Annotated in this window: 24 protein-coding genes; 9 read left to right on the top strand and 15 right to left on the bottom strand. The window is 70.1% G+C overall.

The features are described 5' to 3' along the window. Window positions 1-16: 16 nt before the first annotated feature. Both AD72_RS16310 and AD72_RS16305 read left to right on the top strand, forming a co-directional pair. On the top strand, window positions 17-799 hold the full coding sequence (locus AD72_RS16310) for a ParA family protein (protein WP_031467376.1): 783 nt from the start codon (window positions 17-19) through the stop codon (window positions 797-799). Window positions 800-807: 8 nt separating this feature from the next. Then, window positions 808-1,875 carry a quinone-dependent dihydroorotate dehydrogenase gene (locus AD72_RS16305; protein ID WP_031467375.1) on the top strand — a complete coding sequence of 356 codons (1,068 nt, stop codon included), beginning with the start codon at window positions 808-810 and terminating at the stop codon, window positions 1,873-1,875. Here the strand turns inward: AD72_RS16305 and AD72_RS16300 are convergent. The 8 genes from AD72_RS16300 to rimO all read right to left on the bottom strand — a co-directional run bounded on the left by AD72_RS16300 (window position 1,791) and on the right by rimO (window position 8,917). Then, window positions 1,791-3,089 carry a uracil-xanthine permease family protein gene (locus AD72_RS16300; protein ID WP_031467374.1) on the bottom strand — a complete coding sequence of 433 codons (1,299 nt, stop codon included), beginning with the start codon at window positions 3,087-3,089 and terminating at the stop codon, window positions 1,791-1,793. The genes AD72_RS16305 and AD72_RS16300 overlap by 85 nt on opposite strands. Window positions 3,090-3,223: 134 nt before the next feature. After that, window positions 3,224-4,024 carry a phage shock envelope stress response protein PspM gene (gene pspM / locus AD72_RS16295; RefSeq protein ID WP_051898677.1) on the bottom strand — a complete coding sequence of 267 codons (801 nt, stop codon included), beginning with the start codon at window positions 4,022-4,024 and terminating at the stop codon, window positions 3,224-3,226. Between the two features lie 9 nt (window positions 4,025-4,033). After that, a complete protein-coding gene (locus AD72_RS16290) occupies window positions 4,034-4,882 on the bottom strand; it encodes a PspA/IM30 family protein (protein ID WP_031467372.1) in 849 nt (282 codons plus the stop codon). Between the two features lie 181 nt (window positions 4,883-5,063). Then, the gene (locus tag AD72_RS16285) at window positions 5,064-5,762 is read right to left on the bottom strand and encodes a hypothetical protein (RefSeq protein WP_031467371.1); all 699 of its coding nucleotides are present in this window, start codon (window positions 5,760-5,762) and stop codon (window positions 5,064-5,066) included. Window positions 5,763-5,778: 16 nt separating this feature from the next. Beyond that, window positions 5,779-6,252 (bottom strand): helix-turn-helix domain-containing protein, encoded by a 474-nt coding sequence (locus AD72_RS16280; RefSeq protein WP_031467370.1) that lies wholly within the window; start codon window positions 6,250-6,252, stop codon window positions 5,779-5,781. 132 nt (window positions 6,253-6,384) lie between these two features. Next, window positions 6,385-6,912 (bottom strand): CinA family protein, encoded by a 528-nt coding sequence (locus AD72_RS16275; RefSeq protein WP_037346079.1) that lies wholly within the window; start codon window positions 6,910-6,912, stop codon window positions 6,385-6,387. Window positions 6,913-6,918: 6 nt separating this feature from the next. Beyond that, the gene (gene pgsA / locus AD72_RS16270) at window positions 6,919-7,518 is read right to left on the bottom strand and encodes a CDP-diacylglycerol--glycerol-3-phosphate 3-phosphatidyltransferase (RefSeq protein WP_031467368.1); all 600 of its coding nucleotides are present in this window, start codon (window positions 7,516-7,518) and stop codon (window positions 6,919-6,921) included. After that, window positions 7,511-8,917 carry a 30S ribosomal protein S12 methylthiotransferase RimO gene (gene rimO / locus AD72_RS16265; protein WP_031467367.1) on the bottom strand — a complete coding sequence of 469 codons (1,407 nt, stop codon included), beginning with the start codon at window positions 8,915-8,917 and terminating at the stop codon, window positions 7,511-7,513. The genes pgsA and rimO overlap by 8 nt, the downstream gene beginning before the upstream one ends. 107 nt (window positions 8,918-9,024) lie before the next feature. On the opposite strand from rimO, the gene AD72_RS16260 reads away from it, so the two are divergent. The 3 genes from AD72_RS16260 (at window position 9,025) to AD72_RS16250 (ending at window position 10,984) form a co-directional block, all read left to right on the top strand. Then, window positions 9,025-9,525 (top strand): amino-acid N-acetyltransferase, encoded by a 501-nt coding sequence (locus tag AD72_RS16260; protein ID WP_156365229.1) that lies wholly within the window; start codon window positions 9,025-9,027, stop codon window positions 9,523-9,525. A gap of 74 nt (window positions 9,526-9,599) precedes the next feature. After that, complete coding sequence (locus AD72_RS16255) at window positions 9,600-10,292, top strand: hypothetical protein (protein ID WP_156365227.1); 693 nt, start codon at window positions 9,600-9,602, stop codon at window positions 10,290-10,292. Window positions 10,293-10,324: 32 nt separating this feature from the next. Then, window positions 10,325-10,984: a hypothetical protein gene (locus tag AD72_RS16250; protein ID WP_156365226.1), complete on the top strand. Its 660-nt coding sequence runs from the start codon at window positions 10,325-10,327 to the stop codon at window positions 10,982-10,984. 75 nt (window positions 10,985-11,059) lie between these two features. Here AD72_RS16250 and AD72_RS16245 read toward each other — a convergent pair whose 3' ends face one another. Then, window positions 11,060-11,641, bottom strand: coding sequence for a snapalysin family zinc-dependent metalloprotease (locus AD72_RS16245; RefSeq protein WP_063890759.1), 582 nt, complete (start codon window positions 11,639-11,641; stop codon window positions 11,060-11,062). Between the two features lie 192 nt (window positions 11,642-11,833). Between AD72_RS16245 and AD72_RS16240 the strand changes: the two genes are divergently transcribed. Further along, window positions 11,834-12,262, top strand: coding sequence for a phospholipase (locus AD72_RS16240; protein ID WP_031467362.1), 429 nt, complete (start codon window positions 11,834-11,836; stop codon window positions 12,260-12,262). 7 nt (window positions 12,263-12,269) lie between these two features. Here AD72_RS16240 and AD72_RS16235 read toward each other — a convergent pair whose 3' ends face one another. Continuing rightward, window positions 12,270-14,837, bottom strand: a complete 2,568-nt coding sequence (locus AD72_RS16235; RefSeq protein ID WP_231644861.1) for a DNA translocase FtsK — start codon at window positions 14,835-14,837, stop codon at window positions 12,270-12,272. Between the two features lie 124 nt (window positions 14,838-14,961). On the opposite strand from AD72_RS16235, the gene AD72_RS16230 reads away from it, so the two are divergent. Continuing rightward, on the top strand, window positions 14,962-15,771 hold the full coding sequence (locus AD72_RS16230; protein ID WP_037346077.1) for a lysophospholipid acyltransferase family protein: 810 nt from the start codon (window positions 14,962-14,964) through the stop codon (window positions 15,769-15,771). After that, window positions 15,768-16,709 (top strand): EamA family transporter, encoded by a 942-nt coding sequence (locus AD72_RS16225; RefSeq protein ID WP_031467359.1) that lies wholly within the window; start codon window positions 15,768-15,770, stop codon window positions 16,707-16,709. Before AD72_RS16230 ends, AD72_RS16225 begins: the two co-directional genes overlap by 4 nt. On the opposite strand, the gene AD72_RS16220 is transcribed toward AD72_RS16225, so the two are convergent. The 3 genes from AD72_RS16220 to AD72_RS16210 are packed head-to-tail and all read right to left on the bottom strand — an operon-like array spanning window position 16,706 to window position 20,216. Then, complete coding sequence (locus AD72_RS16220) at window positions 16,706-18,406, bottom strand: ribonuclease J (protein WP_031467358.1); 1,701 nt, start codon at window positions 18,404-18,406, stop codon at window positions 16,706-16,708. The two genes, AD72_RS16225 and AD72_RS16220, sit on opposite strands and share 4 nt — an antisense overlap. After that, entirely contained in the window at window positions 18,403-19,425 is a 1,023-nt protein-coding gene (gene dapA, locus AD72_RS16215) for a 4-hydroxy-tetrahydrodipicolinate synthase (RefSeq protein WP_037346074.1), read from the bottom strand. The genes AD72_RS16220 and dapA overlap by 4 nt, the downstream gene beginning before the upstream one ends. Beyond that, a complete protein-coding gene (locus tag AD72_RS16210) occupies window positions 19,422-20,216 on the bottom strand; it encodes an NAD(P)H-dependent oxidoreductase (RefSeq protein ID WP_031467356.1) in 795 nt (264 codons plus the stop codon). Before AD72_RS16210 ends, dapA begins: the two co-directional genes overlap by 4 nt. 98 nt (window positions 20,217-20,314) lie before the next feature. Here AD72_RS16210 and AD72_RS16205 point away from each other — a divergent pair, with 98 nt between their 5' ends. Then, the gene (locus AD72_RS16205; RefSeq protein WP_031467355.1) at window positions 20,315-21,304 is read left to right on the top strand and encodes a GlxA family transcriptional regulator; all 990 of its coding nucleotides are present in this window, start codon (window positions 20,315-20,317) and stop codon (window positions 21,302-21,304) included. Here AD72_RS16205 and AD72_RS16200 read toward each other — a convergent pair. Further along, window positions 21,299-21,922 (bottom strand): TIGR03085 family metal-binding protein, encoded by a 624-nt coding sequence (locus AD72_RS16200; protein ID WP_031467354.1) that lies wholly within the window; start codon window positions 21,920-21,922, stop codon window positions 21,299-21,301. The genes AD72_RS16205 and AD72_RS16200 overlap by 6 nt on opposite strands. Beyond that, window positions 21,912-22,316: an ACT domain-containing protein gene (locus AD72_RS16195; protein WP_031467353.1), complete on the bottom strand. Its 405-nt coding sequence runs from the start codon at window positions 22,314-22,316 to the stop codon at window positions 21,912-21,914. The genes AD72_RS16200 and AD72_RS16195 overlap by 11 nt, the downstream gene beginning before the upstream one ends. Between the last annotated feature and the right edge of the window lie 12 nt (window positions 22,317-22,328).

The raw sequence follows: 22,328 nt of genomic DNA, 5'->3' as shown, positions 1-22,328 counted from the left end.
AGTGTATGGTGCCCGCGTGCCAACCCTCGCGATCGCCTCGCTCAAAGGTGGCGTGGGCAAAACGACGGTGACTCTCGGACTCGCCTCGGCCGCCGCGCACGCCGGTGTTCCCACCCTCGTGGCCGATCTCGACCCGCAGTGCAACGCGACCACGGCACTCGATCCCGGCGAGACCGAGGCGAGCATCGCGACCGTACTCGGCGACCCGCGCTCGAGCACCCTGTTGTCCGCCATCGCCGCAAGCCCGTGGAGCGAACACCTGGATGTGCTCGTCGGTGCCGAGGAGACCGAATCGCACAACCATCCCGATCCGCGCTCCTATCGGGTGGGCCGCCTGGAGCGGGTGCTGGGCAGGCTGCCCGCGGCGGGACGGGAGTACGGCCTCGTGCTGGTGGACTGCCCGCCCTCGCTCGGCCAGCTCACCCGCTCCGCGCTGTTCGCCGCGGACGGGGCGCTGCTGATCACCGAGCCGACGATGTTCGCCGTCTCCGGAATGCGCCGGGCCGTGGCCGCCGTGCACGAGCAGGCGCAGCGGTACCGCAAGCCGCGCCCGATCAGCATCCTGCCCAACCGGGTCAAGCCGCGCTCGGTCGAGCACCAGTTCCGGATCACCGAACTGCGCGAGGTGTTCGGCGATCTGCTGCTGGACACGAGCTTTCCCGAACGCACCGCCATTCAGCAGGCCCAGGGTGCCTGCCGGCCGATCCACGCGCTGCGCGGCAAGGGCGCGAAGGAGACCGCTGAGCTGTTCGACCAGCTGCTGCGGCAGGTGCGCGGCCAGTTTTCCGGTCGGCGATAATCGGGGCCGTGAACCTGTACCGCTCCCTGCTGCGCGCGACCCTGTTCCGAATCGGCGGCGGCGACGCCGAACACGCCCACGAGTACACCCTGCGCGCGATCGCCGCGCTCGGTTCCGCTCCTGGTGCGGTGCGCGCCGGGGCCCGGATCTTCGGTGGCGGGGAACCGGTCGAGGTGTTCGGCCTGCGGTTCCCGAACCGGGTGGGGCTCGCGGCGGGGATGGACAAGGACGGGCGTGCCCTTCCCGCGTGGCCCGCGCTCGGTTTCGGCTTCGTCGAGGCGGGCACGGTGACCTGGCATCCGCAGCCGGGCAATGACCGGCCGCGGTTGTTCCGGCTCCCGGAGAGCGAGGCGATCATCAACCGGATGGGCTTCAACAACGCCGGTGCCACGGCACTGGCCGCGCGCCTGTGCCGACTCGGACCGCTCGGCTACCCGCTCGGCATCAGCATCGGCAAGTCGAAGCGAACCCCGGTCGAGGAGGCGGTCGAGGACTACACCTGCTCGCTGCGCGCCCTGTACCGCTACGGCGACTACTTCGCGATCAACGTCTCCTCGCCGAACACCCCGGGACTGCGCGGGCTGCAGGACGCGGCCGCGCTCGACGGGCTGCTCGCGGCGCTGCGGGCCGAACTGGACCGGCTGGGTGCCCGTAAACCGCTGCTGGTCAAGATCGCCCCGGACCTGTCCGAGCAGGCGCTGGACGAACTGCTCGAGGTGCTCGCCGCGCGCGAGGTGGACGGGGTGATCGCCACGAACACCACGCTCGCCAGGGACGGGATCGTGGCCGCCGAACAACAGCTCGCCGCCGAGCAGGGCGGGCTTTCCGGGGCACCGCTGCGGGATCGCTCGCTGGAGCTGGTGCGGTTCATCGCCGAGCGCACCGGCGGACGGCTGCCGATCATCGGCTGCGGCGGGATCATGGACGCACAGTCGGCGCGGCGGATGCTCGACGCGGGCGCGAGCCTGGTCCAGCTCTACACCGGGCTGATCTACCGGGGTCCGGCATTGGTGCGCGCCGCGGCCCGGGTACGCACCCGGGCGACTGCCCGGCGTACCCCGTCCAGCACGGGGTAACCCGCGAGGATCGCCACCGCGCCCCACACCGGGCCGTTGATGCGCAGGTCACCGAACACCAGCGGAAGCACGCTGGACCCGCCGACCACGGCGATGATCAACAGCACCAGGGTCACCGGAGCCGCGAGCACCACTCCGGACATCCGCCAGATGCGCAGCGCGATCCGCACGATCATGCCCGCGACCACGATCGAGGCACCCGCGACGACCCCGTAGGGCACCGAGGCCAGTGCCGCGGTGAACTTCGGGCAGAACGCGAGCGCGGCGACCACCACCCCGCCGATCGCGCACGGGGCGGTCGCGTACACCTTGCTCGCCGCGAGCACACCGAGGTTCCCGAGCGAGTTCGTGACCGGGGCACCGCCGGAGAGCCCGGCGACGACACTGGTCAGCCCGCCCGCGATGACCGCGTCCCCCACGCGCCCGTCCAGGTTGCGCCCGGTGACCGCGGAGACGGCCTTGATGTGCGCGACGTATTCCGCGGCGAGCACCACCACGGCGGGGATCGCGGCGACCACGACGTTCGGGTGCACGACCGGGGTGTTGAAGACCGGGAGACCGAACCAGGGCGCCTCGGAGACAGCGGCGGTCGCCTCCGCGGAGAGACCCCCGAGGGGCAGCGCGGCCAGCCAGGAGATCAGCAGCCCGATCAGTACCGCGAACCGCCGCACCACTCCCCTGCCGAGCAGCATCACCAGCAGGATCGCCAGCACCGTGATCGCCGTCAGCACCGGCTGGCCGATCACGAACACCACCGAGACCGGGGTGACGCTCATCCCGACGAGCAGCACGATCGCACCGGTGACCACCGGCGGGAGCAGGCTCTCCAGGAACCGGATACCCAGTGCCTTGACCGCGATCCCGAGCGCGGTGAGCAGCAGCCCCGCCGCGAGCACGCCGCCGAGCTGCGCGGCGACCCCGTCCTGGGCGGAGGCGGCGAGCGGGCCGAGGAAGGCGTAGGAAGGCCCGAGATAGCCGGGCACCTGATTGCCCGCGAGTACCAGGAACAACAGCGTGCCGATCCCGGAGAACAGCAGCGTGGTGGAGATCGGCATCCCGGTCAGTTTCGGCACGAGCAGCCCGGCGAACGAGATCGCGGCCACGTGCTGCAGACCGAGGGCGCAGGCGAGCGGGCGGGAAATGCGTTCACGCGGGCCGAGCACGGGCGCGGCTGGGGACAGCTCGCGATCGCTGTGCACCGGCCACAGTGCCACGCGTCCCTCCTCCGCAGTCCCCGACATCGCCCGATCCGGGGAGGTTAGTCAAACTCCCCGACCGGACGGACTAACGGAATGATAACAAATCAATCGGGAGGGGCGCCTATTCCCCGGATAGTTGGAATTTCACCTCAGCGCGGGAAATGCCGTGAAAGTTCCTGCAAGGCACTCGCCAGGCCGGAAAGTTCATCGGTCGCCTCGGTCACCGCGGTGGAGCTCGGCCGAGTGGCACTCGCCGCGACGGTCCGGGCGGCGGCCGCGACCAGCTTTCCGTACTCGTCCACGCCTTCGTGCAGCTGCCCGGCCAGGGTCTCGATCGGTTCGTCCAGGGCCGCCCGGTCCGCGGGTGCGGTGGCCGCCCTGCTCCGTTCGATCGCCTGCAGCCGGGCGGCGAGCCCGCGCAGGTTCTCCGCGGCGGTGGCGGCCGCGCCCGCCGCCGAGTCGAGTGAGCCGCCCGGGACGACCGGGACAGCGCCGCTCGGGGTGCGCAGCTCGCCGAGCAGCTCGTGCAGGGTCTGCTCGGCGGCGTCCAACCTGCGCATGGGCTCATGGGCGCGCGAGGAGTTCGGCGGCAGCGCCTGCCGTTCCCGCGCGGGCTCGGGAAGCGGGACCTTGTACAGCCGCCGGGTGCGCATCCCGGAGGACAGCGTTGCGATCAGGGTCAGCGCACCGAATCCGGCGAGACCGTATGCGAAGGCGCCGTCGTTGACATAGGCGAACTCGAGCGCGGCACCACCCCCGGACACGGCGGTGAGGCCGCCCCAGGTGGTCGTGGCCCGCACCGCACGCTTACGGGCCCGCAGGGCCTTGGCCCGGGGGTCCCGCCACGCGTTGAACCGGCGCCGGACCTCGTCCACGACGGGACTGGCCCGAACCTGATCGCCGACGACCTGACTGACGAGCTCACCAAAGGGGTTTCTGGCCGAGCCCATGACGGGTCGCTATGCCTTGTCGGCTTCGTTGTTCGTCTGCTGCACCCGCTTGGCGATCTCGGCCTGGATGTCCGCCGAGGGGGCCGCCGCCTTGTTCGCGCCGGACTCACCGCTGGTGACCTGCCCGGCCACCGGACCGCCCTTGACCGAGGCACGGATCTGCTCGAGCCGTGAGCTGCCCGCCATCTTGTTGGTGGCCGCCTCGACCTCCATCATGCGGCCCTGCACGGTGTTCTTGGCCAGATCCGCCTGGCCGACCGCGGTGGCGTAGCGCTTCTCGATCTTGTCCCGGACCTCTTCGAGCGAGGGCGTGTTGCCCGGCGCGGCCAGCTCGGACATCTGGCTCATCGAGGCGGCGACCTGCTCCTGCATCTTCGCCTGCTCGATCTGCGACTTCAGCTTGTTCCGCTCGGCAAGCTTCTGCTGCAGGTTGTAGGAGTTCTGCTCGACGGCCTTCTTCGCCTGCTCGGCGGCCTGAATGGCCTGGTCGTGCAGGGACTTGAGCTCCTCGATCCCCTGCTCGGCGGTGACCAGCTGGTTCGCGAAGCCCTCGGCGGCCTGGTCGAACTGGGCCGCCTTCTCCTCGTCACCCTTGGCCCGGTGCTCCTCGGCGAGCACGACCGCCTGGCGCGCCGAGGCCTGGAGCTTCTCCACCTCACCCAGCTGGCGGTTGAGCTTCATCTCCAGCTGTCGCTGGTTGCCGATCACCGAGGCCGCCTGCTGGGAGAGCGCCTGGTGCTGCTTCTGCGCCTCCTCGATGGCCTGCTGCAACTGCACGTTCGGGTCGGCGACCTCGTCAATCTTCGCGCCGAACGCGGCGAGGAAGTACCTCCACGCCTTGACGAAAGGGTTGGCCATCTGCTCTACCCGCCTCTACTGTCTCGTGTCCGCGACGGTGCCCATCCGCTCGCGTGCACCCGTCGCCCGTACCTGAACAGGCAACGACCCGTCTGCTGTGCTGGTTCCATCGTCTCAGGTTACGGTGCGCCATGGCCACCGAACCCCGCCGAATTCAGGGCGAACCCTACCGTGCCCGGGGTCATCCCTGACCGGCGACAGGTCCAGTATCCCCCGTGGCGCGCTCCTCCGCCGCCCTGATCGGTTCACCCGGCCCCGGATTCAGCCGGTTCACCTCGGCATACGCACCGCGGATCGCGGTCACATGAGCGCGCAGCGTGGCCACGGCCGTTCCGTCGGCCCCGATCGGATTCACCCCGTTCGCCTGGAGTCCGCCCAGTTCGGCAACGGTGGCCTCGAGCTCGAGCACGGCCGGCTCCATCGCCTCGAGCAACCGGTCCCGCTCCGCGATGCGCGCCTGCACCGCGCCGAGCCTGCGCCGGGCCGCCCCGGTCGCCGCCTCGGCCTGCGCACCCGGCATCCGGCGTTCCCGGTCGGCGAGCCGCTCGTACTGGGCGCGCAGCCGGTTGGGTTGTTCCTCGGCCATGCTCGCGTTGAGTTCGGCGACCGTGGCCGCATCGGCGTGCACCGTGTCCAGCACCACCTGCGCATCGGCGAGCAGCGCGGGCAGTTCGGCGGCACGCGTGGACAGCTCACGTACCGCCCGCTCGGCGCGTTCCTCCCAGACCTGGGCGGTACTGCCGATGGGCGCGCGGTGGCGCACCGCGGCCTCGCCGACCTGATCGGGGCGGGAACGCAGCATGCGCACGATGAACGCCGAGAGACCGGCGATCGCGAGCAGCCCGAGAACCACGATGACCACGGTCAGGGCGACAGGCATGGCTGATCAGCCGCGCTCAGGCGGCGACGAAAACACCCGAGCGCACCCGGGACGAGTAGCCGCCCTCGATCGCCGTGGTCGGCAGCTGGGTACCGAGCTGGCCGGAAAAGCGCAGGTCCGCGAAGTCCCCGGACATGGCCGGGGTGAGGGTGCCGCCCTCGATACCGGAGCCGACCCCCTTCTCCATCCGGCCCTCGAGCGCGGGAGCCGCGTCCGCTTCGGCGGGCACCGGCTCACGCGGGCTGTCCACGCCGGCCAGCGCGTCCACGTCGCTGGCCACGTTGTGCAGCAGCTCGGACAGCGGCAGTTCGAGTGCCTCGCAGATGGAGGCGAGCAGCTCGCTCGAGGCCTCCTTGCGGCCCCGCTCGACCTCGGAGAGGTAACCGAGGCTCACGCGCGCCTCCCGGGAGACATCGCGCAACGTGCGGCTTCTGCTGGTACGCGCATGGCGCAGGCGATCACCGATCGCCTCACGCAGCAGAATGGTCATGGCGTGCCTCCCTTCCTTGGATGATGTGCATCCGGTGCCCCGCGGCGCCGATGCCCATCGCTGGCACCACGTTACCGAGAAAACACAGTGGCTTACCAACACCGTCCGCGCCTTCCGCCAGAAGCGAACGACTCAACCGGCCTCGGTTGTTCCCTCGGTCACCACGTCCAGGATACCGCCCAAACGCCGGATCGCGGCGCGTACAGCGGCGGCCCGGACCTCTTCCCGCCCACCGGGAAAGGTGTGCGTTCCCTGGTGACAACCATGCGGACCGGCGATCGCGATGTGCACGGTCCCCGGGGCGACCCCGTCCTGCCAGCTCGGCCCGGCGACCCCGGTCAGCCCGACCCCGTAGTCCGCCCCGCAGCGGCGCGCGGCACCGGTCGCGAGCTGTTCGGCCACCTCGGGGTCCACGGCCCCGCGCTCGGCGAGCAGCTCCGCGTCCACCCCGGTCAGCGTGGACTTGAGCTCGGTCGCGTACACCACGAGCCCGCCACGGACCACGGCACTCGCCCCCGGGACACAGGTCAGCGCCGCGCAGACGAGGCCGGAGGTGAGCGATTCGGCGGTGGCCACGGTCAGGTCACGGGTGGCGAACGCGTCCAGCACCCGCGCTACCTCCCGCTCGGTGAGTCCGAGCCCGTGCAGCACGTCACTCATGCCGGTTCATTCCACCGCTCGTTTCCCCGCCGCGCGCAGCCGCAGCGCCTGCACCACGTAGTCCACCCCGGTAGCCACGGTGAGCACGAGTGCGATCCCCATCACGACCATGCGCACCGGGTCGATCACGGCAGGCAGCGGCAGCAGGTAGAGGCCGATGGCGATGATCTGGCACAGGGTCTTGGCCTTGCCACCCCGGCTGGCCGGGATCACGCCGTAGCGGATCACCCAGAACCGCAGCAGGGTCACGCCCAGTTCCCGCACCCCGATGACGATCAGTACCCACCAGGGCAGTTCGGCGAGCAGGCACAGGCCGATCAGCGCGGCCCCGATCAGCGCCTTGTCCGCGATCGGGTCCGCGATCTTGCCGAAATCGGTGACCAATCCCCTGCTGCGGGCGATGTTGCCGTCCACGTGGTCGGTGATCGCGGCGAGCGCGAACACTCCACTGGCCACGATCCGCCATGCCGTGTCGTGCCCGCCGTTCACGAAGAACACCACGAGGAATACCGGGACGAGCACCAGCCGCGAGACGGTGAGCACGTTCGCCAGGTTCAGCACCGGAACCGGGGCGTTCGTGCCAGCACCGCTCGAGGGTTCAGCCATCGCAGGCCTCGACGATCAGGTCGACACCGTCCGTTCCGGTCACCACGCAGTCCAGGAACTCGCCACGGGCCAGTTCCGCGGACCCGGTGATGTGACATTCCCCGTCCACGTCCGGGGCCTGGTGCGCCGCGCGGCCGAGGCGTTCCCCGGTGTTCTCCACGAGCACCCGTACCCGCTCCCCGATCCGGTCCTCGGCGCGCTGCGCGGTGAGTTCCTCGGCGAGCGAGCCGATGTGCTCGACGCGGGCCCTGATCTCGGCGGCGTCCAGTTTCCCGGAGAAGCCGGCGGCCTCGGTCCCGTCCTCGTCCGAGTAACCGAACACGCCGACCGCGTCCAGGCGCCCCTCGGTCAGGAACGCCTCCAGCTCGGCCACGTCCTCCTCGGTCTCGCCGGGGAACCCGACGATCACGTTGGTGCGGATCCCGGCGCGCGGCGCGTACTCCCGGATCTGCTCGCACAGCTTCACGAACGATTCCCGTCCGCCGAAGCGCCGCATGCTGCGCAGCACCCGCGCGCTCGCGTGCTGGAAGGACAGGTCGAAGTAGTCGGCGACCCCTTCGGTCTCGGCGATCACCCGCAGCAGGTCCGGCCGGGTCTCCGCGGGCTGCAGATAGGACACCCGCACCCGGCCGATCCCCTCGATGGCGGCGAGCTTGGGCAACAGCAGCTCGAGCGCGCGGGTCCCCCCGCTGGCGCGCGGCAGATCCTTGCCGTAGGAGGTGGAGTTCTCGCTGACCAGGTACAGCTCCCGGGCCCCGTGCTGGGCCAGCCACATCGCCTCGCCCAGCACGTCCTCGGGCTCGCGGGAGACGAAGGAACCGCGGAACGAGGGGATCGCGCAGAAGGAGCAGCGGCGGTCACAGCCCGAGGCGATCTTCAGCGCGGCCACCGGTGAGTCGTCCAGCCGGGTGCGCAGGGTGCGCGGCCCCCAGCCGGGGACGGCGACCTCCCTAGCCGCCTCCTGGCGTTCCACCGGGGTGATGGGCAGCAGCGTGCGCCGGTCCGCCGGGGTGTGCGGGGTGATCCGCTTGCCCGCGAGCACCTCGTCCAGCCGGGTGGAGAGCTGGCCGTAGTGGTCGAAGCCGAGCACGGCGTCCGCCTCGGGAAGACTCTCCGCGAGCTGGTCTCCGTAACGCTCGGCGAGGCAGCCGACCGCGACCACCTTGGCACCGGTCTCGGCGGCCGCGAGCACCGTGTCCACCGAATCCTTCTTCGCCGACTCCACGAACCCGCAGGTGTTCACGAGCACGACATCCGCGCCGTCCTCGGCCTCGGTCAGCTGCCAGCCGGAATCGGTGAGCCGACCGGCGAGTTCCTCGGAGTCGACCTCATTACGCGCGCAGCCGAGAGTGAGCAGCGCGACCCGGCGCGATTCGGCAGTTGGTTCGGGAGTAGGCACGACTACCAGGGTAACCGCCCGGCATCGAGGTGAGCGCGGGCATTACCGGCGCGCATCACCCGGGCGCCGGGCCGCGCGATAGGTTCGCTTCCGTGGGCGAAGCCGTGATCATCCGGAGAGCGAGGATCGGCGATGTGCGGTCGATCAAGTCACTGGTCGACGAGTACGCGGGCCGGGTGCTGCTGGTCAAGGAACTGGTCACACTGTACGAGGATGTGCAGGAGTTCTGGGTTGCCGACCAGGGCGGGGAACTCGTCGGTTGCGGTGCGCTGCACGTGCTCTGGGAGGACCTCGCCGAGATCCGCACCATCGCGGTCACCCCGAAGGTGCGCGGAACCGGCGTCGGGCACGCGCTGATCACCCAGCTCATCGACAACGCCCGGGAGCTCGGCCTCGCCCGGGTTTTCGCACTCACCTTCGAGAAGCGGTTCTTCACCGGGCACGGGTTCACCGAGATCCAGGGTTCCCCGGTGACCCACGAGGTGTACGAGCAGATGCGCCATTCGGCCGATGAAGGGGTCGCCGAATTCCTCGATCTTCCCTATGTCAAGCCGAATACGCTCGGCAACTATCGCATGCTGCTGGAGCTCGAAAAACCGGCAGAATAAGTTACACGCACCAGCGACCGCAAAGGTTGCCCCGAAAATAGCGCAACTTTCCCGAGAGCCTCGCGTCTATCGGAATGATCGGACCGAACGGCTCCTGGAGGGGTACGAAAATGCGCAGAACAAGAAAAAGAATGATCGCTGCCGTCGGGGCGGGGGTTCTCGCGGCCGGACTGGCCACGGGCTCGGCGGCGGCCGCGGGAGCACCGAAGGACGGGGCCGACGTCCCCGGTTGCGGTGACTCCTGCAGCAAGGCATTCGATTACGACATCGGCAACGGCTACACCCTGGAGGGCCTGCACACGCCAGCGGGCCCGGCCTCGGAGGGGTTCATCGCCACCCGGCACGACGACCGTCTCGTCTCCTCGATGCAGCTCGACAGGCTGCGGCCGAACGGGATCGAGCATCTCGACGGTTCCCAGTGCGTACGTGAGGGCGCGCGGGCCACCTGCGTGATCGCCGGACAGTACGGCACGTACAGCGAGACCGTGCTGGCGTTACGGGTGAGCAATACCGACGGTTCGATCACGGTGACCGATTCCGTGCTGCACAGCACCTCGTCCTATTCGATCTCCGATCTCGTCGGGGACGGGATCCCGGACGTGACCATGGTCGAAAGCACCTTCGATCCGACTCACGCCACTGCGCCGAGATACCAATTGACCTATTTGCTGCAGGCCGGAAAATTCCACCTGACCGGCTGCACAGCGCCGAGTAAAGATTCGCAACCAATGCCGACCGCTCCACTCAACGGCGTTTGCTTTGCATAATCGAAAGTCGACCGTGACACAAAGGAAATATCATGCGTAAATTCGGCACAAAAGCAGCAGCAGGACTCGCCGCGGGAATGCTCATCGCCGGTCTCGCGGGCACCACGGCACAGGCCGCGCAGGCATCCGGTGAAACCGGACCCGTCCCTGGCTGCGGCTCGGGATGCTCGAAGGTGTTCGACCGCTATCTGGGCAACGGTATTCATTTCGAGGGCTACCGCTCGACCGGCGGGTTCGGCCCCAGCTTCGCGGCCACCCGCCAGGACGGCAAGCTGACCTCCCTGGTGAACCTCACCAGCCAGCAGCCGAACGGGATCGAGTACTTCGAATCCGGCCAGTGCTCCCTCCCGAAGGACGGCACGAGCCTGTGCCTGGTCACCGGTGCGGTCGGGGCGCACAGTGAGGCCGCGATGGCCATGCGGGTGGACACCTCGACCGGCAGGATCGCCGTGACCGATTCGGTGCTGCACAGCACGCCGACTCAGCAGATCGGCGACCTCAACGGGGACGGGATCCCGGACGTCGCGCTGCGGGAGAGCACCTGGGAACCGGACTACGCGCGGGCACCGCAGTACTACCTGACCTACGCGTTGAGCCCGGCGGGCAAGTTGACGCGTAGCGGTTGCTCGGCGCCGACGACGATGTCCACCCCGCCACCGCGGGCCCTGCTCACCGGCTCCTGCTACGCCTGAGCCGGACAAGGTGGCCGAGCTGTCCCGGCGGCGCGGGGGCCGGGACAGCTCGGCGGTCCGGGATGGTGCGCCGGGTCAGCTCCTGACCGTCTCGGCGAAGCAGTCGGCGTAGGCGCCGGTACGCGCCTGCCTGGCGATCGCCGCGCCACCGGCGAAGTTCTGCTCCACCTGCGCGCGCTCGGCCTGGTTCGGATGCGCCACGGTGCACGAGGTCGGCGCGCTGTGCCCGGACATCAAGGTGGAGCACTGACCGTCCCGGTTGTCCGGGAGCCCCAGGATGTGCCCGATCTCGTGCGCCGCGATCCGCGTCTTGTCATAGCCCTGATCCACGGCCTGTTTGCCGATCACGACCTTCCCGGTGCCGACCTTCTCGCCGGGATAGGTACGCGGCCAGCCGTCGTCCTCGGTGATCGTGAAGTCCGCGGCCTGGCCCTGCTGTGCCGCGGCGAGCTGCACATTGCGCACATCGCCGTTCCAGTTCTTCACGGCCGCCTCGATCTCGGCCTGGTAATCCTTCGCACCGCTCGCGTCGTAGTGCAGCGTGGTCGCGGCGAGCTGGTGCGGCGAGGTCCCGGCCGCGGCCGCGATTCCCGCCCCGAACAGGGGAAGCAGCAATACGGCGGCCAGGCAGCACAGCACACGGGTGATCAGGCGCATGACGACTCCTCGTCTCGAGTTCTCGGCCCGCTAGCACCGTGGCACGGGCCCCGATGAGCATCAACCCGTAATTAGTCGGTTGCCTGCCGTACGCACGAGGGTGCGCACCTCCAGCCGTTCGGTGGGTTCCGGACCCGTTCCCGGCCGAATAATCTCGTCCGCGACCAGCCTGATCTGAGGGGAAATGAGCGGATGAAAACTTCCGGGATCCGGCGGGGCCTGCTGAGCTCCGCCATCGTCGCCACCACCGTCCTGCTCGGTGCGGGAACCGCGGGTGCCGAGAGCATCGAAAGCATCACCGACAACTACCTGTTCAGCACCTCGCTGAGCCAGTTCGAGAAAGTCCGCGGCGAGAAGCCGCACGCCGACAAGCTCGACTGGTCCAGCGATTCCTGCTCCTGGGCCCCGGACAAGCCGGTCGGCTTCGACTTCAACCCGGCCTGTCACCGCCACGATTTCGGCTACCGGAACTACAAGAAGCAGAGCCGGTTCGACGACACCGGCAAGAAGCGGATCGACGACAACTTCTACAGCGACCTCAAGGGAATCTGCAACGGCAACGGCGGCTGCAACGCGCTCGCCTGGACCTACTACCAAGCGGTCCGCAAGCTCGGCAGCTGAGCCTCGCCTATTCGCTCTCGTCGCCTCCGGAGCCCGCGTCCGGGTCACCGCCGCCGCGGATGAAGTTCAGCGTCGCCTCCAGGTCCTCCGGCTTGACGAGCACATCGCGGGCCTTCGAACCCTCGGAGGGGCCGACGACGTTGCGCGATTCGAGCAGGTCCATGAGCCGTCCGGCCTTGGCGAAGCCGACGCGGAGTTTGCGCTGCAGCATGGAAGTGGAGCCGAACTGCGAGGTGACGACGAGTTCGGTGGCCTGCAGCAGCACGTCCAGATCGTCGCCGATGTCCTCGTCGATCTGCTTCTTCTCGGCCTTGGCGGCGGTGACGCCCTCGGTGTAGTCGGGGGTGGCCTGGTTCTTGGTGAACTCGACGACCGAGGAGATCTCGTCGTCGCCGATGAACGCGCCCTGTACCCGGATGGGTTTGCCCTCCCCCATGGGCAGGTAGAGCCCGTCGCCCATGCCGATGAGTTTCTCGGCGCCGGGCTGGTCGAGGATGACCCGGGAGTCGGTGAGCGAGGAGGTGGAGAAGGCGAGCCGGGAGGGCACGTTGGTCTTGATCAGACCGGTGACCACGTCCACCGAGGGCCGCTGGGTGGCGAGCACCAGGTGGATCCCGGCGGCCCGCGCCTTCTGCGTGATGCGCACGATCGCGTCCTCGACGTCCCGCGGCGCGGTCATCATGAGGTCGGCGAGCTCGTCGACGATGGCCATGATGTACGGGTACGGGCGGTATTCCCGCTCGCTGCCCGGTGGCGCGGTGATCTCCCCGGAGCGCACCTTCTTGTTGAAGTCGTCGATGTGGCGCACCCGGCTGGCCTGCATGTCCTGGTAGCGCTGTTCCATCTCCTCGACCAGCCAGGCCAGCGCCGCAGCGGCCTTCTTCGGCTGGGTGATGATGGGCGTGATCAGGTGCGGGATGCCCTCGTACGGCGTCAGTTCGACCATCTTCGGGTCGATGAGGATCATCCGCACCTCGTCCGGGGTGGCCCTGGACAGCAGCGAGACGAGCATCGAGTTGACGAAGCTGGACTTACCGGAACCGGTGGCACCGGCCACGAGCAGGTGCGGCATCTTCGTGAGGTTCGTGGTGACGAAGTGGCCCTCGATGTCCTTGCCGAGCCCGATCACCATCGGGTGCTGGTCCTTGGCCGCGGTGGCCGAGGTGAGCACATCGCCGAGGCGGACCATTTCCCGGTCGCTGTTGGGTACCTCGATACCGACGGCGGATTTGCCGGGGATCGGGGCGAGCAGCCGGACGTTCTCGGTGGCCGCGGCATAGGCGATGTTCTTGGTGAGCGCGGTGATCTTCTCGACCTTGACCCCGGGGCCGAGCTCGACCTCGTAGCGGGTGACCGTCGGCCCGCGCACGAACCCGGTGACCTGCGCGTCGATGTTGAACTGTTCGAGTACCCCGGTGATCGCCTCGATCATCGCGTCGTTGGCCGCCGAGCGGCTCTTGGGTTTGTCCCCGGTGGCGAGCAGGCCCAGTGAGGGCAGCTCGTAGTCGCCTTCCACCGCGCGGATGGTCAGCTGCTCGGGAAGGGCCTCTTCCTTCGCCGGTTCGGTCGCCTTGACCTCGGCGGCCGGTTTCTTCGGCTTGGCCTTCGGCGCGGGCGCCGGCTCGGGTTCGGGCTCGGGTGCCGTGAGCCGTTCGGTGTCCTCCTCCTCGGCCATCCGCGCCTGGCGCCGTTTGGCCGGTCGCCGCAGTTTGACCTCGGCGTCCTCGCCGCCGAGCTCGTCGAGCACCGCGGTCTGCTCGGGACCCTCCTCGTCCTCGGGAGCGCGCCCCAGATTGCGGAGGCGGTCCGGAACCTCGCGCACCGGGGTCCCGGTGAACAGCAGCACCCCGTAGGCGAGCACGAGCACCAGCAGCACGATCGTCACCCAGCTCGTCAGCCCCTGGGCCAGGTAACCGCCCGCCACGTGCCCGAGCTGCCCGCCCGCGTACATCCGGTCCTGGTTGCTCACCGGGGCACCGGCGAACAGGTGCAGCAGGCCGAGCAGGGCGAGCAGCACCAGCAGGGTGCCGATGACGAACCGGGGCCGTTTCTCGGGCTGTGGTTCGGTGCGCATCAGGGTCACCGCGACCACCAGCAGCGCCACCGGGACCACCACGGCGAGTGCGCCGAACACGGTGCGCACCCCGATCTCGAGGTAGGTGCCGACCGGTCCGCCCGCCCGCCACCAGACCCCGGCGGCGAGCACCACGCCGATCGCGATGAGCGCGAGAGCGAGCCCGTCCCTGCGGTGCGCGTGCTCGAGTTCCTTGGTCTTGCCGACCGCGCGCGCGGCCTTGCCCGCCCCCTTGGCGAGCAGCCCCCAGCTCGACCGCAGCCCGCGGGAGAACGCACCCTGGCCGGACCGTTTCCGCGGAGCCGGACGCGAGCGAGTGCTCGGCTTGGCGGTGCTCTTCGTCCCGCCGCCGCTCTTGGTGCCCCCGCCGTTCGCGCTACCGCGCGGTTTCGCCCGGGACTTGGTCGATGTGGCCGTGCTGGTGCCCCCGCCACTGCGGGATCGGCCACTGCCCCCACGCGAGGAGGCACTGCCACGACCGGTCACGGTTTTCGACGCCATGCTTCCACGGTATCTCGTGTGTCACCCTCAACACGGCAGCCACACGCGCCACGGCCGTCACACCGCGGCCGGATAGGCGGCCCTGCCACGGCCCGGGCACCTGTGTCTGGGATGCTGCACAGTCATGGTCAGTGTTCTGAGCTCTCCGGCCAAGTCGCCGCGCCGGGTCCCGCGCACCTGGAAGACATTGATGGCCATTGACCGCGCGGTGGTCGGGTTGAGCGGGAAACTGCAAGTCAGCGGAGGCGTGGCCGCCGGACTGCGCGACCGGGCGGTGCTGCTGGCGCCGAATCACATCGGGAACTTCGACCCCATGGTGCTGACCGCCGCCTGCCGCGAGCTCGGCCTCGCGCCCGCGTTCCTGCTCACGGCGGGAATCCTAGACACCCCGGTGGTCGGGCACGCCATGCGCGCGAGCGGGCATCTGCGGGTCGATCGCCGCAAGCAGAGCATCAAGGACGCCTTCGACGTGGCCATCGAACGGCTACGCAGCTCCCCCGGCCCGGTGGTGTGCTACCCGGAGGGACGCATCGGACTGGATCCCGGCCTGTGGCCCGAGCGCGGGAAGACCGGTGTGGCCCGGATGGCGCTCGCCGCGGACGTCCCGGTGATCCCGGTGGCGCAGTGGGGCGCGCACGAAGCGATGATCTGGGGCTGCGACATCGTCACCTCGTTCCGCGACGTCACGCCGATCATGCGTTCCTTCGCGAGCTCGATGCTGCGCCGCCCCTCGTTCAAGGTGCACTTCGGCGAACCGGTCGACCTCAGCGGTCTGCGCGACGGGCGCGCGGGCGACGCGCGGCGGGCCCACGAGCGCATCATGCGCGCCATCGTGCGCGATCTCGTTCCGCTGCGCCAGGCGGAGCCGGACGCCCCGCGGTTCCGGGACCCGAGCCGGCCGACGACGGTGGTCAGCCCCTGGCGCCCGGAGTGACCGCGGGGGCGAACCGCTTGCGCGGGCTCACCCTCGCCTTCATCTCCTCGATCAGCTTCGCGACATCCGGGCCGCTGGCGACCGCCGCGGTGGGGGCCGGGCTGACCGCGGCACAGACGGCGACGGTGCGTATCGGCCTCGCCGCGGTGCTCGTGTTCCTCGCGGTGGCCGCGTTCCGCCCGCGCGCCCTGCGGTTCACCCGCGGGGATCTGCCGGTGCTGCTCGGCTACGGGCTGTTCGGGGTGGCGGGCGCGCAGCTGCTGTTCTTCCTCGCGATCGCCCGGATCCCGGTCGGCATCGCGATGCTGCTCGAATTCCTCGCCCCGCTCTACGTCGCCCTGTGGATCCGGTTCGTCCGGCGCACCAGGCTGGCGCGCGCCGTATGGCTGGGCATCGGGCTCGCCCTTGCCGGTCTGGTGCTCGTCGCCCAGCCCTGGCAGGGGTTCGCGCTCGATCCGACCGGGGTGCTCGCCGGGTTCTGCTCCGGACTGTCCACCACCGGATACTTCCTGATCGGCGAGCACGCCGCGAACACCAAGGACCCGTTCGGCGTGCTCGCGGTCGGTCTGGTCATCGGCGCGGTGATCGTCGGCGCGGTGGCGCCACCGTGGAACCTGCCCTTCGGCCTGCTCGACAGGCCGGTCGAGCTGGGCGGCGCCCAGTTCCCGCTCTGGCCGGTGCTGCTGGCGATCGTCCTGTTCTCCACGGTGCTCGCCTATCTGGGCGGGATCTTCTCCCTTCGGCACCTGTCCCCGGCCGCGGCGAGCGCACTCGGCCTGCTGGAACCGACGACGGCCACGGTGCTCGCGTGGTGGCTGCTCGGCCAGGCGCTCTCGCCCGCTCAGGTGGCCGGTGGGCTCGTGGTGCTCGGCGGCGCGGCGCTGGTCCAGTTCGCCACCGGGAAACACGTGCCCCCGGAGGCGGAACCGGTCTGCTAGACCCCGATGACGGTGGGCACGATCATCGGGCGGCGGCGGTAGGTGTCGTTCACCCAGCGGCCCACGACCCGGCGCACCGCCTGCGCGATCCGGTGGGTGTCGGTGATGCCTTCGGACTCGGTGCGGGAGAGCTCCATCTCCACCAAGGGCAGCACCGCGTCGAGCGCCTTCGGATCGTCGGAGAACCCGCGCCCGTTCAGCGTCGGCGGGGCCACGGCGCGCCCGGTCTGGGAGTCCACGGCCACGTTGATCGCGACGAATCCGCCCTCCCCGAGCACGAGCCGGTCGGACAGCGTGGACTCGCCGACATCGCCGACGGAGAGCCCGTCCACGTAGACGTGTCCCACCGGAACGGCGCCGACGATCTTGGCGATCCCGTCCACCAGGTCGACGACCACCCCGTCCTCGGCGATCACCACGCGCTCGGCCTCCACGCCGGTGCGCACGGCCAGTTCGGCGTTGGCGCGCAGGTGTTTCCACTCCCCGTGCACCGGCATGACGTTGGTCGGGCGCACCGCGTTGTAAAGGAACAGCAGCTCACCCGAGGAGGCGTGCCCGGAGACGTGCACCTTCGCGTTGCCCTGGTGCACCACGTGCGCGCCGAGCCGCACCAGCCCGTTGACCACGGTGAACACCGCGGTCTCGTTGCCGGGGATCATCGAGGAGGCGAGCAGCACGGTGTCCCCGGGCCGGATGGAGATCGAGCGGTGCTCGCCCTTGGCCATCCTGGCCAGCGCGGAAAGCGGTTCACCCTGGGATCCGGTGGACACGAAGATGGTGTCCTTGGCGGGCATGGTCAGCGCGGTGTCGATGTCCACGATCAGGCCCTCGGGCACCCGCAACAGTCCGAGATCCTCGGCGATGCCCATGTTGCGCACCATCGAGCGGCCGACGAAGGCGATCCGGCGACCGTGCTCGGCGGCGAAGTCGAGCACCTGCTGCACCCGGTGCACGTGCGAGGCGAAACAGGCGATGATCACCCGCTGCTCGGCGCGCGCGATGACATCCCCGAGCACCGGGCCGATCTCGCGTTCCGGGGTGACGAAGCCGGGCACCTCGGCGTTGGTGGAGTCCACACAGAACAGGTCGACGCCCTCGTCCCCGAGCCGGGAGAACCCGGCAAGGTCGGTGAGCCGCCCGTCCAGCGGCAGCTGGTCCAGCTTGATGTCCCCGGTGTGCAGCACGGTGCCCGCCGGGGTGTTGATCGCGACCGCGAGCCCGTCCGGGATGGAGTGGTTCACCGCGAAGAACTCGCAGCCGAACACGCCGAACTCGTGGGTCTCCCCCTCGGCGACCTGGCGCAGCACCGGCTGCTGGCGGTGCTCCCGGCATTTCGCGGACACCAGCGCGAGCGTGAACCGGGAGCCCACGATCGGAATGTCCGGGCGCAGCCGCAGCAGGAACGGCACCGCGCCGATGTGGTCCTCGTGCCCGTGGGTGAGCACGATCGCCGCCACATCCTCGAGCCGGTCCTCGATGGCACGGAAGTCCGGCAGGATCAGGTCGACCCCCGGCTGCGCGTCCTCCGGGAAGAGCACCCCGCAGTCCACGATCAGCAGCTTGCCGCCGTACTCGAAGACGGTCATGTTCCTGCCGACCTCGCCGATGCCACCGAGCGCGACGACGCGCAGCGCGCCGTCGGCGAGGGCGGGCGGGGTCTTGCTCGTCAGCCCTGGCGGGTAGGCCCAGTCGTTCACCGGCGAGGTCCTGTCGAGGTGTGTGTGGTCGGGGTGACGTACGCGGCGTTGATGTCCACATTGGCGCGCACCGCGGTCGGCATGTGGCTGGCCGGAGCGTCGTCCAGCGGCACACCCGCCTCGTGCAGGTCGCCCGCGATGGCCGTGTACTGCTCCTCGGTGGCCGCGGGCAACGGCAGCCGCGGATCGCCGACCGACTGGCCGCGCAACCGCATCGCCGTCTTGGTGAACACCACCCCGCCGACCCGGGAGAAGGCGCGCAGCACCGGCAGCAGGCCCTGGTGCACCGAACGCGCCTCGGTGACCTCGCCCGCCTCGTAGCTGTCCAGCATGGTGCGCAGCCGGTGCGCGACCACGTGCCCGATCACCGAGACGTAGCCGACCGCGCCGACGCTGAGCCATGGCAGGTTCAGCCCGTCGTCCCCGGAGTAGTAGACGAGATCGGAGTTCGCGATGACCTCGCTGCCCGCGATCAGGTCCCCCTTGGCGTCCTTGACCGCGACGATGCGCGGATGTTCGGAGAGCCGCATCAGCGTGTCCACCGCGATCGGCACCACCGAGCGGGGCGGGATGTCGTAGAGCATCACCGGCAGCTCGGTGGCGTCCGCGACCGTGGTGAAGTGCTGCAGCAGCCCGGCCTGCGGCGGGCGCGAGTAGTACGGGGTGACCACGAGCAGGCCGTGCGCGCCGGACTTCTCGGCCTCGTGGGCCAGGTGCACGGTGTGCCTGGTGTCGTAGGTGCCGACCGAGGCGATCACCGTGGCGCGGGTTCCCACGGCCTCCACGACCGCGCGCACCAGCTTGGTCTTCTCCTCATCGCTGGTGGTCGGCGACTCGCCGGTGGTCCCGTTCACCACGAGCCCGTCGTTGCCCAGCTCCACGAGCTGGTCGGCGAGCTGCTGGGCCCGGTCGAGGTCGAGTTCGCCGCGCTCGTCGAACGGCGTGCACATCGCGGTGAGCACCCGGCCGAACGGGCGTCCGGGGGACGCTGTCGGGCAAGGGGTCGGCTGTCCGGTCATAGGGCAACGGTACCGCCCTGTCCGCGGCCCGCGTAGTGCGCCTGGTAACCGGTCAAACCGGGCGCCACATCGGGGCGGAGGACGAACCGTTCGTCGTAGTCACCGCCGTCCTGGTGACGGAACGCGATCGGCTCCGCGGTGGGCAGCGCACGCATCCGCGCACGCAGCCGACCGGCATGACGCTCGAACCCCGCCTGGTCGATCCGGTCGGACCCGGGCACCACGAACGGGTCCAGCGGGCGCATGCCGGTGTACCAGAAGAACCCGTGCTGCACCGGGAACAGCACATCGTTCATGTCCCCGTCGATCGCCCGCGGCCCGAGCGCGCTCTCCGGGGCGCCGACGGTCACCACGACCATGCCGCGCTTGCCCGCCAGCCCGCCGTCGCCGTAGCGGCGGGTACGGCCGGTCTCCGGATGGCGCACCCGGTAGGCGTAGCCCTGCACGAGCACCCGGTCCATCCAGCCCTTGAGGATGGCGGGCATCCCGAACCACCACAGCGGGTACTGCAGGATCACCGCGTCCGCGGCATCCAGTTTCTCCTGCTCGCCGCGAATGTCGGCGCGCAGCTTGCCGTCCTCACGGGCCTGCCGCGAGGCCTCGCCCACGTGGAGCCGTCCATCCTCGTTCCCGAAGTCCGCGGCGCTGACCACCGGGTCCCAGCCCATGGCGTACAGATCGGAGTGCACCACCTCGTGCCCCGCCTCGGTGAGCGCCTCCACCCCCGCGTCCCGCAGTGCGCCGTTCAGTGAGCGTGCCTCGGGGTGCGCGAAGATCCACAGAACCCGCATCGATCCGTCCCTTCTCGATTGTCCGATCACCTCGAGCCTGCGCGCGGTGTGTTCACCGAACGAGTGGCCGGATGGCCACTTTGTGAAAAGATCGGGACATGTCCGAGTTCACCGGGAGCGGCCCGCACCGAGTGGCCGTCCTCGCCCGGCCCGGCCTGATCCCCTTCGAACTGGCCACCGCGCACCGGGTGTTCGGGCGCGCGCGGGACGCCGCCGGAGCACCGCTCTACGAGGTGCGCACCTGCGCGCGGGTTCCGGGCCGGGTACGCACCGACGCGGACTTCGACATCACCGCCGAGCACGGGCCGGAACTGCTCGCCGAGGCGGACACCGTGATCATCCCGGCGACCCACGACCCGGACCAGACCGAGACCACCGGGCGGCTGGATCCCTGGCTCGCCGAAGCCTTCGCCTTGATCCGCCCGCACGCCCGGATCGCCTCGGTGTGCACCGGTGCCTTCGTACTCGCCGCGGCCGGGCTGCTGGACGGCGCGGAGGCCACCACCCACTGGATGGCCGCCGAGCGGTTCCGCGCGCTCTATCCGGCCGTGCACCTGGATCCGGACGTGCTCTACACGGACAACGGCCGGGTCCTGACCTCCGCGGGTGATGCCTCGGGGATCGATCTGTGCCTGCACATGATCCGGTGCGACCACGGCGCCGCGATCGCCAACGAGGTCGCCAGGGCCATCGTCATGCCACCGCACCGCGACGGCGGGCAGGCCCAGTTCATCCGCCGCCCGGCACCCGACCCGAGGGACAGTTCCACGATGGCCGCGCGCTCCTGGGCACTGCGCCATCTGGACCGGCCACTGTCCCTGCGCGAACTCGCCGAGTGCGAGGCGATGAGCGTGCGCACCTTCACCAGGCGGTTCCGCGCGGAGGTCGGGCTCTCCCCGGCCCGGTGGCTGCTGGCCCAGCGCCTCGACCGGGCCCGCACCCTGCTCGAGGAGACCGATCTCGCCGTGGACAAGGTCGCCGCGGAATCCGGGTTCGGCACCGCCGCTTCACTGCGCCAGCACCTGCACGCCTCGCTCGGCGTCTCCCCGAGCGCCTACCGCGCCACCTTCCGCGAACCCGCGCTATAGCTTGCGGTCGCTCGAGGTCAGCGCGCGGACCAGGTCCGGATCGCCCTCGAACTCGAGCTGGTACTGATCCCGGCCGAGCGCGAACAGCAGCAGCTCGCCGGGCGCCCCGTTGATCCGCACCGAGGGCGTTCCCTTGCGCGCGACGATCTCGCCGTACCCCTCGGCGTGCATGCGCACCCCGCAGGGCGCCTTGCGCAGTGGCAGCCAGGCCATCCTGCCGACCGCGCCCCACAGCGCGCGGTCCCGCGCGGCATCGGCCGGGCGGGGACGCCAGCCCTGCTGGGCACGGCGCACATCCTCGTGGTGCACGAAGAATTCCGCGGTATTGGCGACCTTGCCCACCGCGGGCAGACTGGTCGGCATCCAGCGCGGTGGTCCGGTACGGACCAGGTTGACCACCTCGGGCCAGCGGGCCGCGTACTCGTTCTGTACCCGGTCCACCCGGCCGCGCAGCGCGGGAACGAGCACTCCCGGGGCCGCGTCCGGGCGGCGCTCGCGCAGTACGAGATGCCCGGCGAGATCACGGACCGCCCAGCCTTCGCACAGGGTGGGCGCGTCCGGCCCGTATTCGAGCATGAGGTCGCACAGCAGTGCCCGCTCGTCGAGATCAACCCGCATCGTTTCGCTCCGTCACCTCGTGTCCGGCCGCCCGCAGCACCTCGAGCGCGCGGCCGAGATCGGACTGTTTCACCAGAATATGGTCCGTGTCGTAGGTGGAGACCGCGAACAGCGAGACACCGGCCTCGGCCAGCGCCCCGGAGAGCGCGGCCATGATCCCGGTGAGGCTGAACTCGAGCGGTCCGTGCACGGTCAGCCGCCGCCAGCCGCCCGCCGTGAGCTGGGCACCGGCCGGGGCCACCGATTCCGGGCACACGATGGAGAGCTCGTCCTCGGTCCGGGTGACCGACACCAGGCCCGTCGCGGCGAACACGCCCGCGGGCGGTTCGGTGTCCACGGCCAGGCGGCAGACCGCGTAGTTTTCCGGGTAGGCCTCGATGCTGAGCTTGCGCATCCGGGAATCCTC

The sequence above is a fragment of the Sciscionella sediminilitoris genome (genome assembly GCF_000737195.2).
GTDB lineage: Bacteria > Actinomycetota > Actinomycetes > Mycobacteriales > Pseudonocardiaceae > Sciscionella > Sciscionella sediminilitoris.
Note: the sequence above shows the minus strand (reverse complement) of the source record. Positions and strands in the feature narration are given on the sequence as shown.

What these genes read in the sequence shown, in the direction of transcription:
- pspM (WP_051898677.1), bottom strand. Translation starts at nt 4,024, where the DNA reads ATGGGCTCGGCCAGAAACCCCTTTGGTGAGCTCGTCAGTCAGGTCGTC.
- AD72_RS16290 (WP_031467372.1), bottom strand. Translation starts at nt 4,882, where the DNA reads ATGGCCAACCCTTTCGTCAAGGCGTGGAGGTACTTCCTCGCCGCGTTC.
- AD72_RS16285 (WP_031467371.1), bottom strand. Translation starts at nt 5,762, where the DNA reads ATGCCTGTCGCCCTGACCGTGGTCATCGTGGTTCTCGGGCTGCTCGCG.
- AD72_RS16280 (WP_031467370.1), bottom strand. Translation starts at nt 6,252, where the DNA reads ATGACCATTCTGCTGCGTGAGGCGATCGGTGATCGCCTGCGCCATGCG.
- AD72_RS16275 (WP_037346079.1), bottom strand. Translation starts at nt 6,912, where the DNA reads ATGAGTGACGTGCTGCACGGGCTCGGACTCACCGAGCGGGAGGTAGCG.
- pgsA (WP_031467368.1), bottom strand. Translation starts at nt 7,518, where the DNA reads ATGGCTGAACCCTCGAGCGGTGCTGGCACGAACGCCCCGGTTCCGGTG.
- AD72_RS16255 (WP_156365227.1), top strand. Translation starts at nt 9,600, where the DNA reads ATGATCGGACCGAACGGCTCCTGGAGGGGTACGAAAATGCGCAGAACA.
- AD72_RS16250 (WP_156365226.1), top strand. Translation starts at nt 10,325, where the DNA reads ATGCGTAAATTCGGCACAAAAGCAGCAGCAGGACTCGCCGCGGGAATG.
- AD72_RS16245 (WP_063890759.1), bottom strand. Translation starts at nt 11,641, where the DNA reads ATGCGCCTGATCACCCGTGTGCTGTGCTGCCTGGCCGCCGTATTGCTG.
- AD72_RS16240 (WP_031467362.1), top strand. Translation starts at nt 11,834, where the DNA reads ATGAAAACTTCCGGGATCCGGCGGGGCCTGCTGAGCTCCGCCATCGTC.
- AD72_RS16235 (WP_231644861.1), bottom strand. Translation starts at nt 14,837, where the DNA reads ATGGCGTCGAAAACCGTGACCGGTCGTGGCAGTGCCTCCTCGCGTGGG.
- AD72_RS16230 (WP_037346077.1), top strand. Translation starts at nt 14,962, where the DNA reads ATGGTCAGTGTTCTGAGCTCTCCGGCCAAGTCGCCGCGCCGGGTCCCG.
- dapA (WP_037346074.1), bottom strand. Translation starts at nt 19,425, where the DNA reads ATGACCGGACAGCCGACCCCTTGCCCGACAGCGTCCCCCGGACGCCCG.
- AD72_RS16210 (WP_031467356.1), bottom strand. Translation starts at nt 20,216, where the DNA reads ATGCGGGTTCTGTGGATCTTCGCGCACCCCGAGGCACGCTCACTGAAC.
- AD72_RS16205 (WP_031467355.1), top strand. Translation starts at nt 20,315, where the DNA reads ATGTCCGAGTTCACCGGGAGCGGCCCGCACCGAGTGGCCGTCCTCGCC.
- AD72_RS16200 (WP_031467354.1), bottom strand. Translation starts at nt 21,922, where the DNA reads ATGCGGGTTGATCTCGACGAGCGGGCACTGCTGTGCGACCTCATGCTC.
- AD72_RS16195 (WP_031467353.1), bottom strand. Translation starts at nt 22,316, where the DNA reads ATGCGCAAGCTCAGCATCGAGGCCTACCCGGAAAACTACGCGGTCTGC.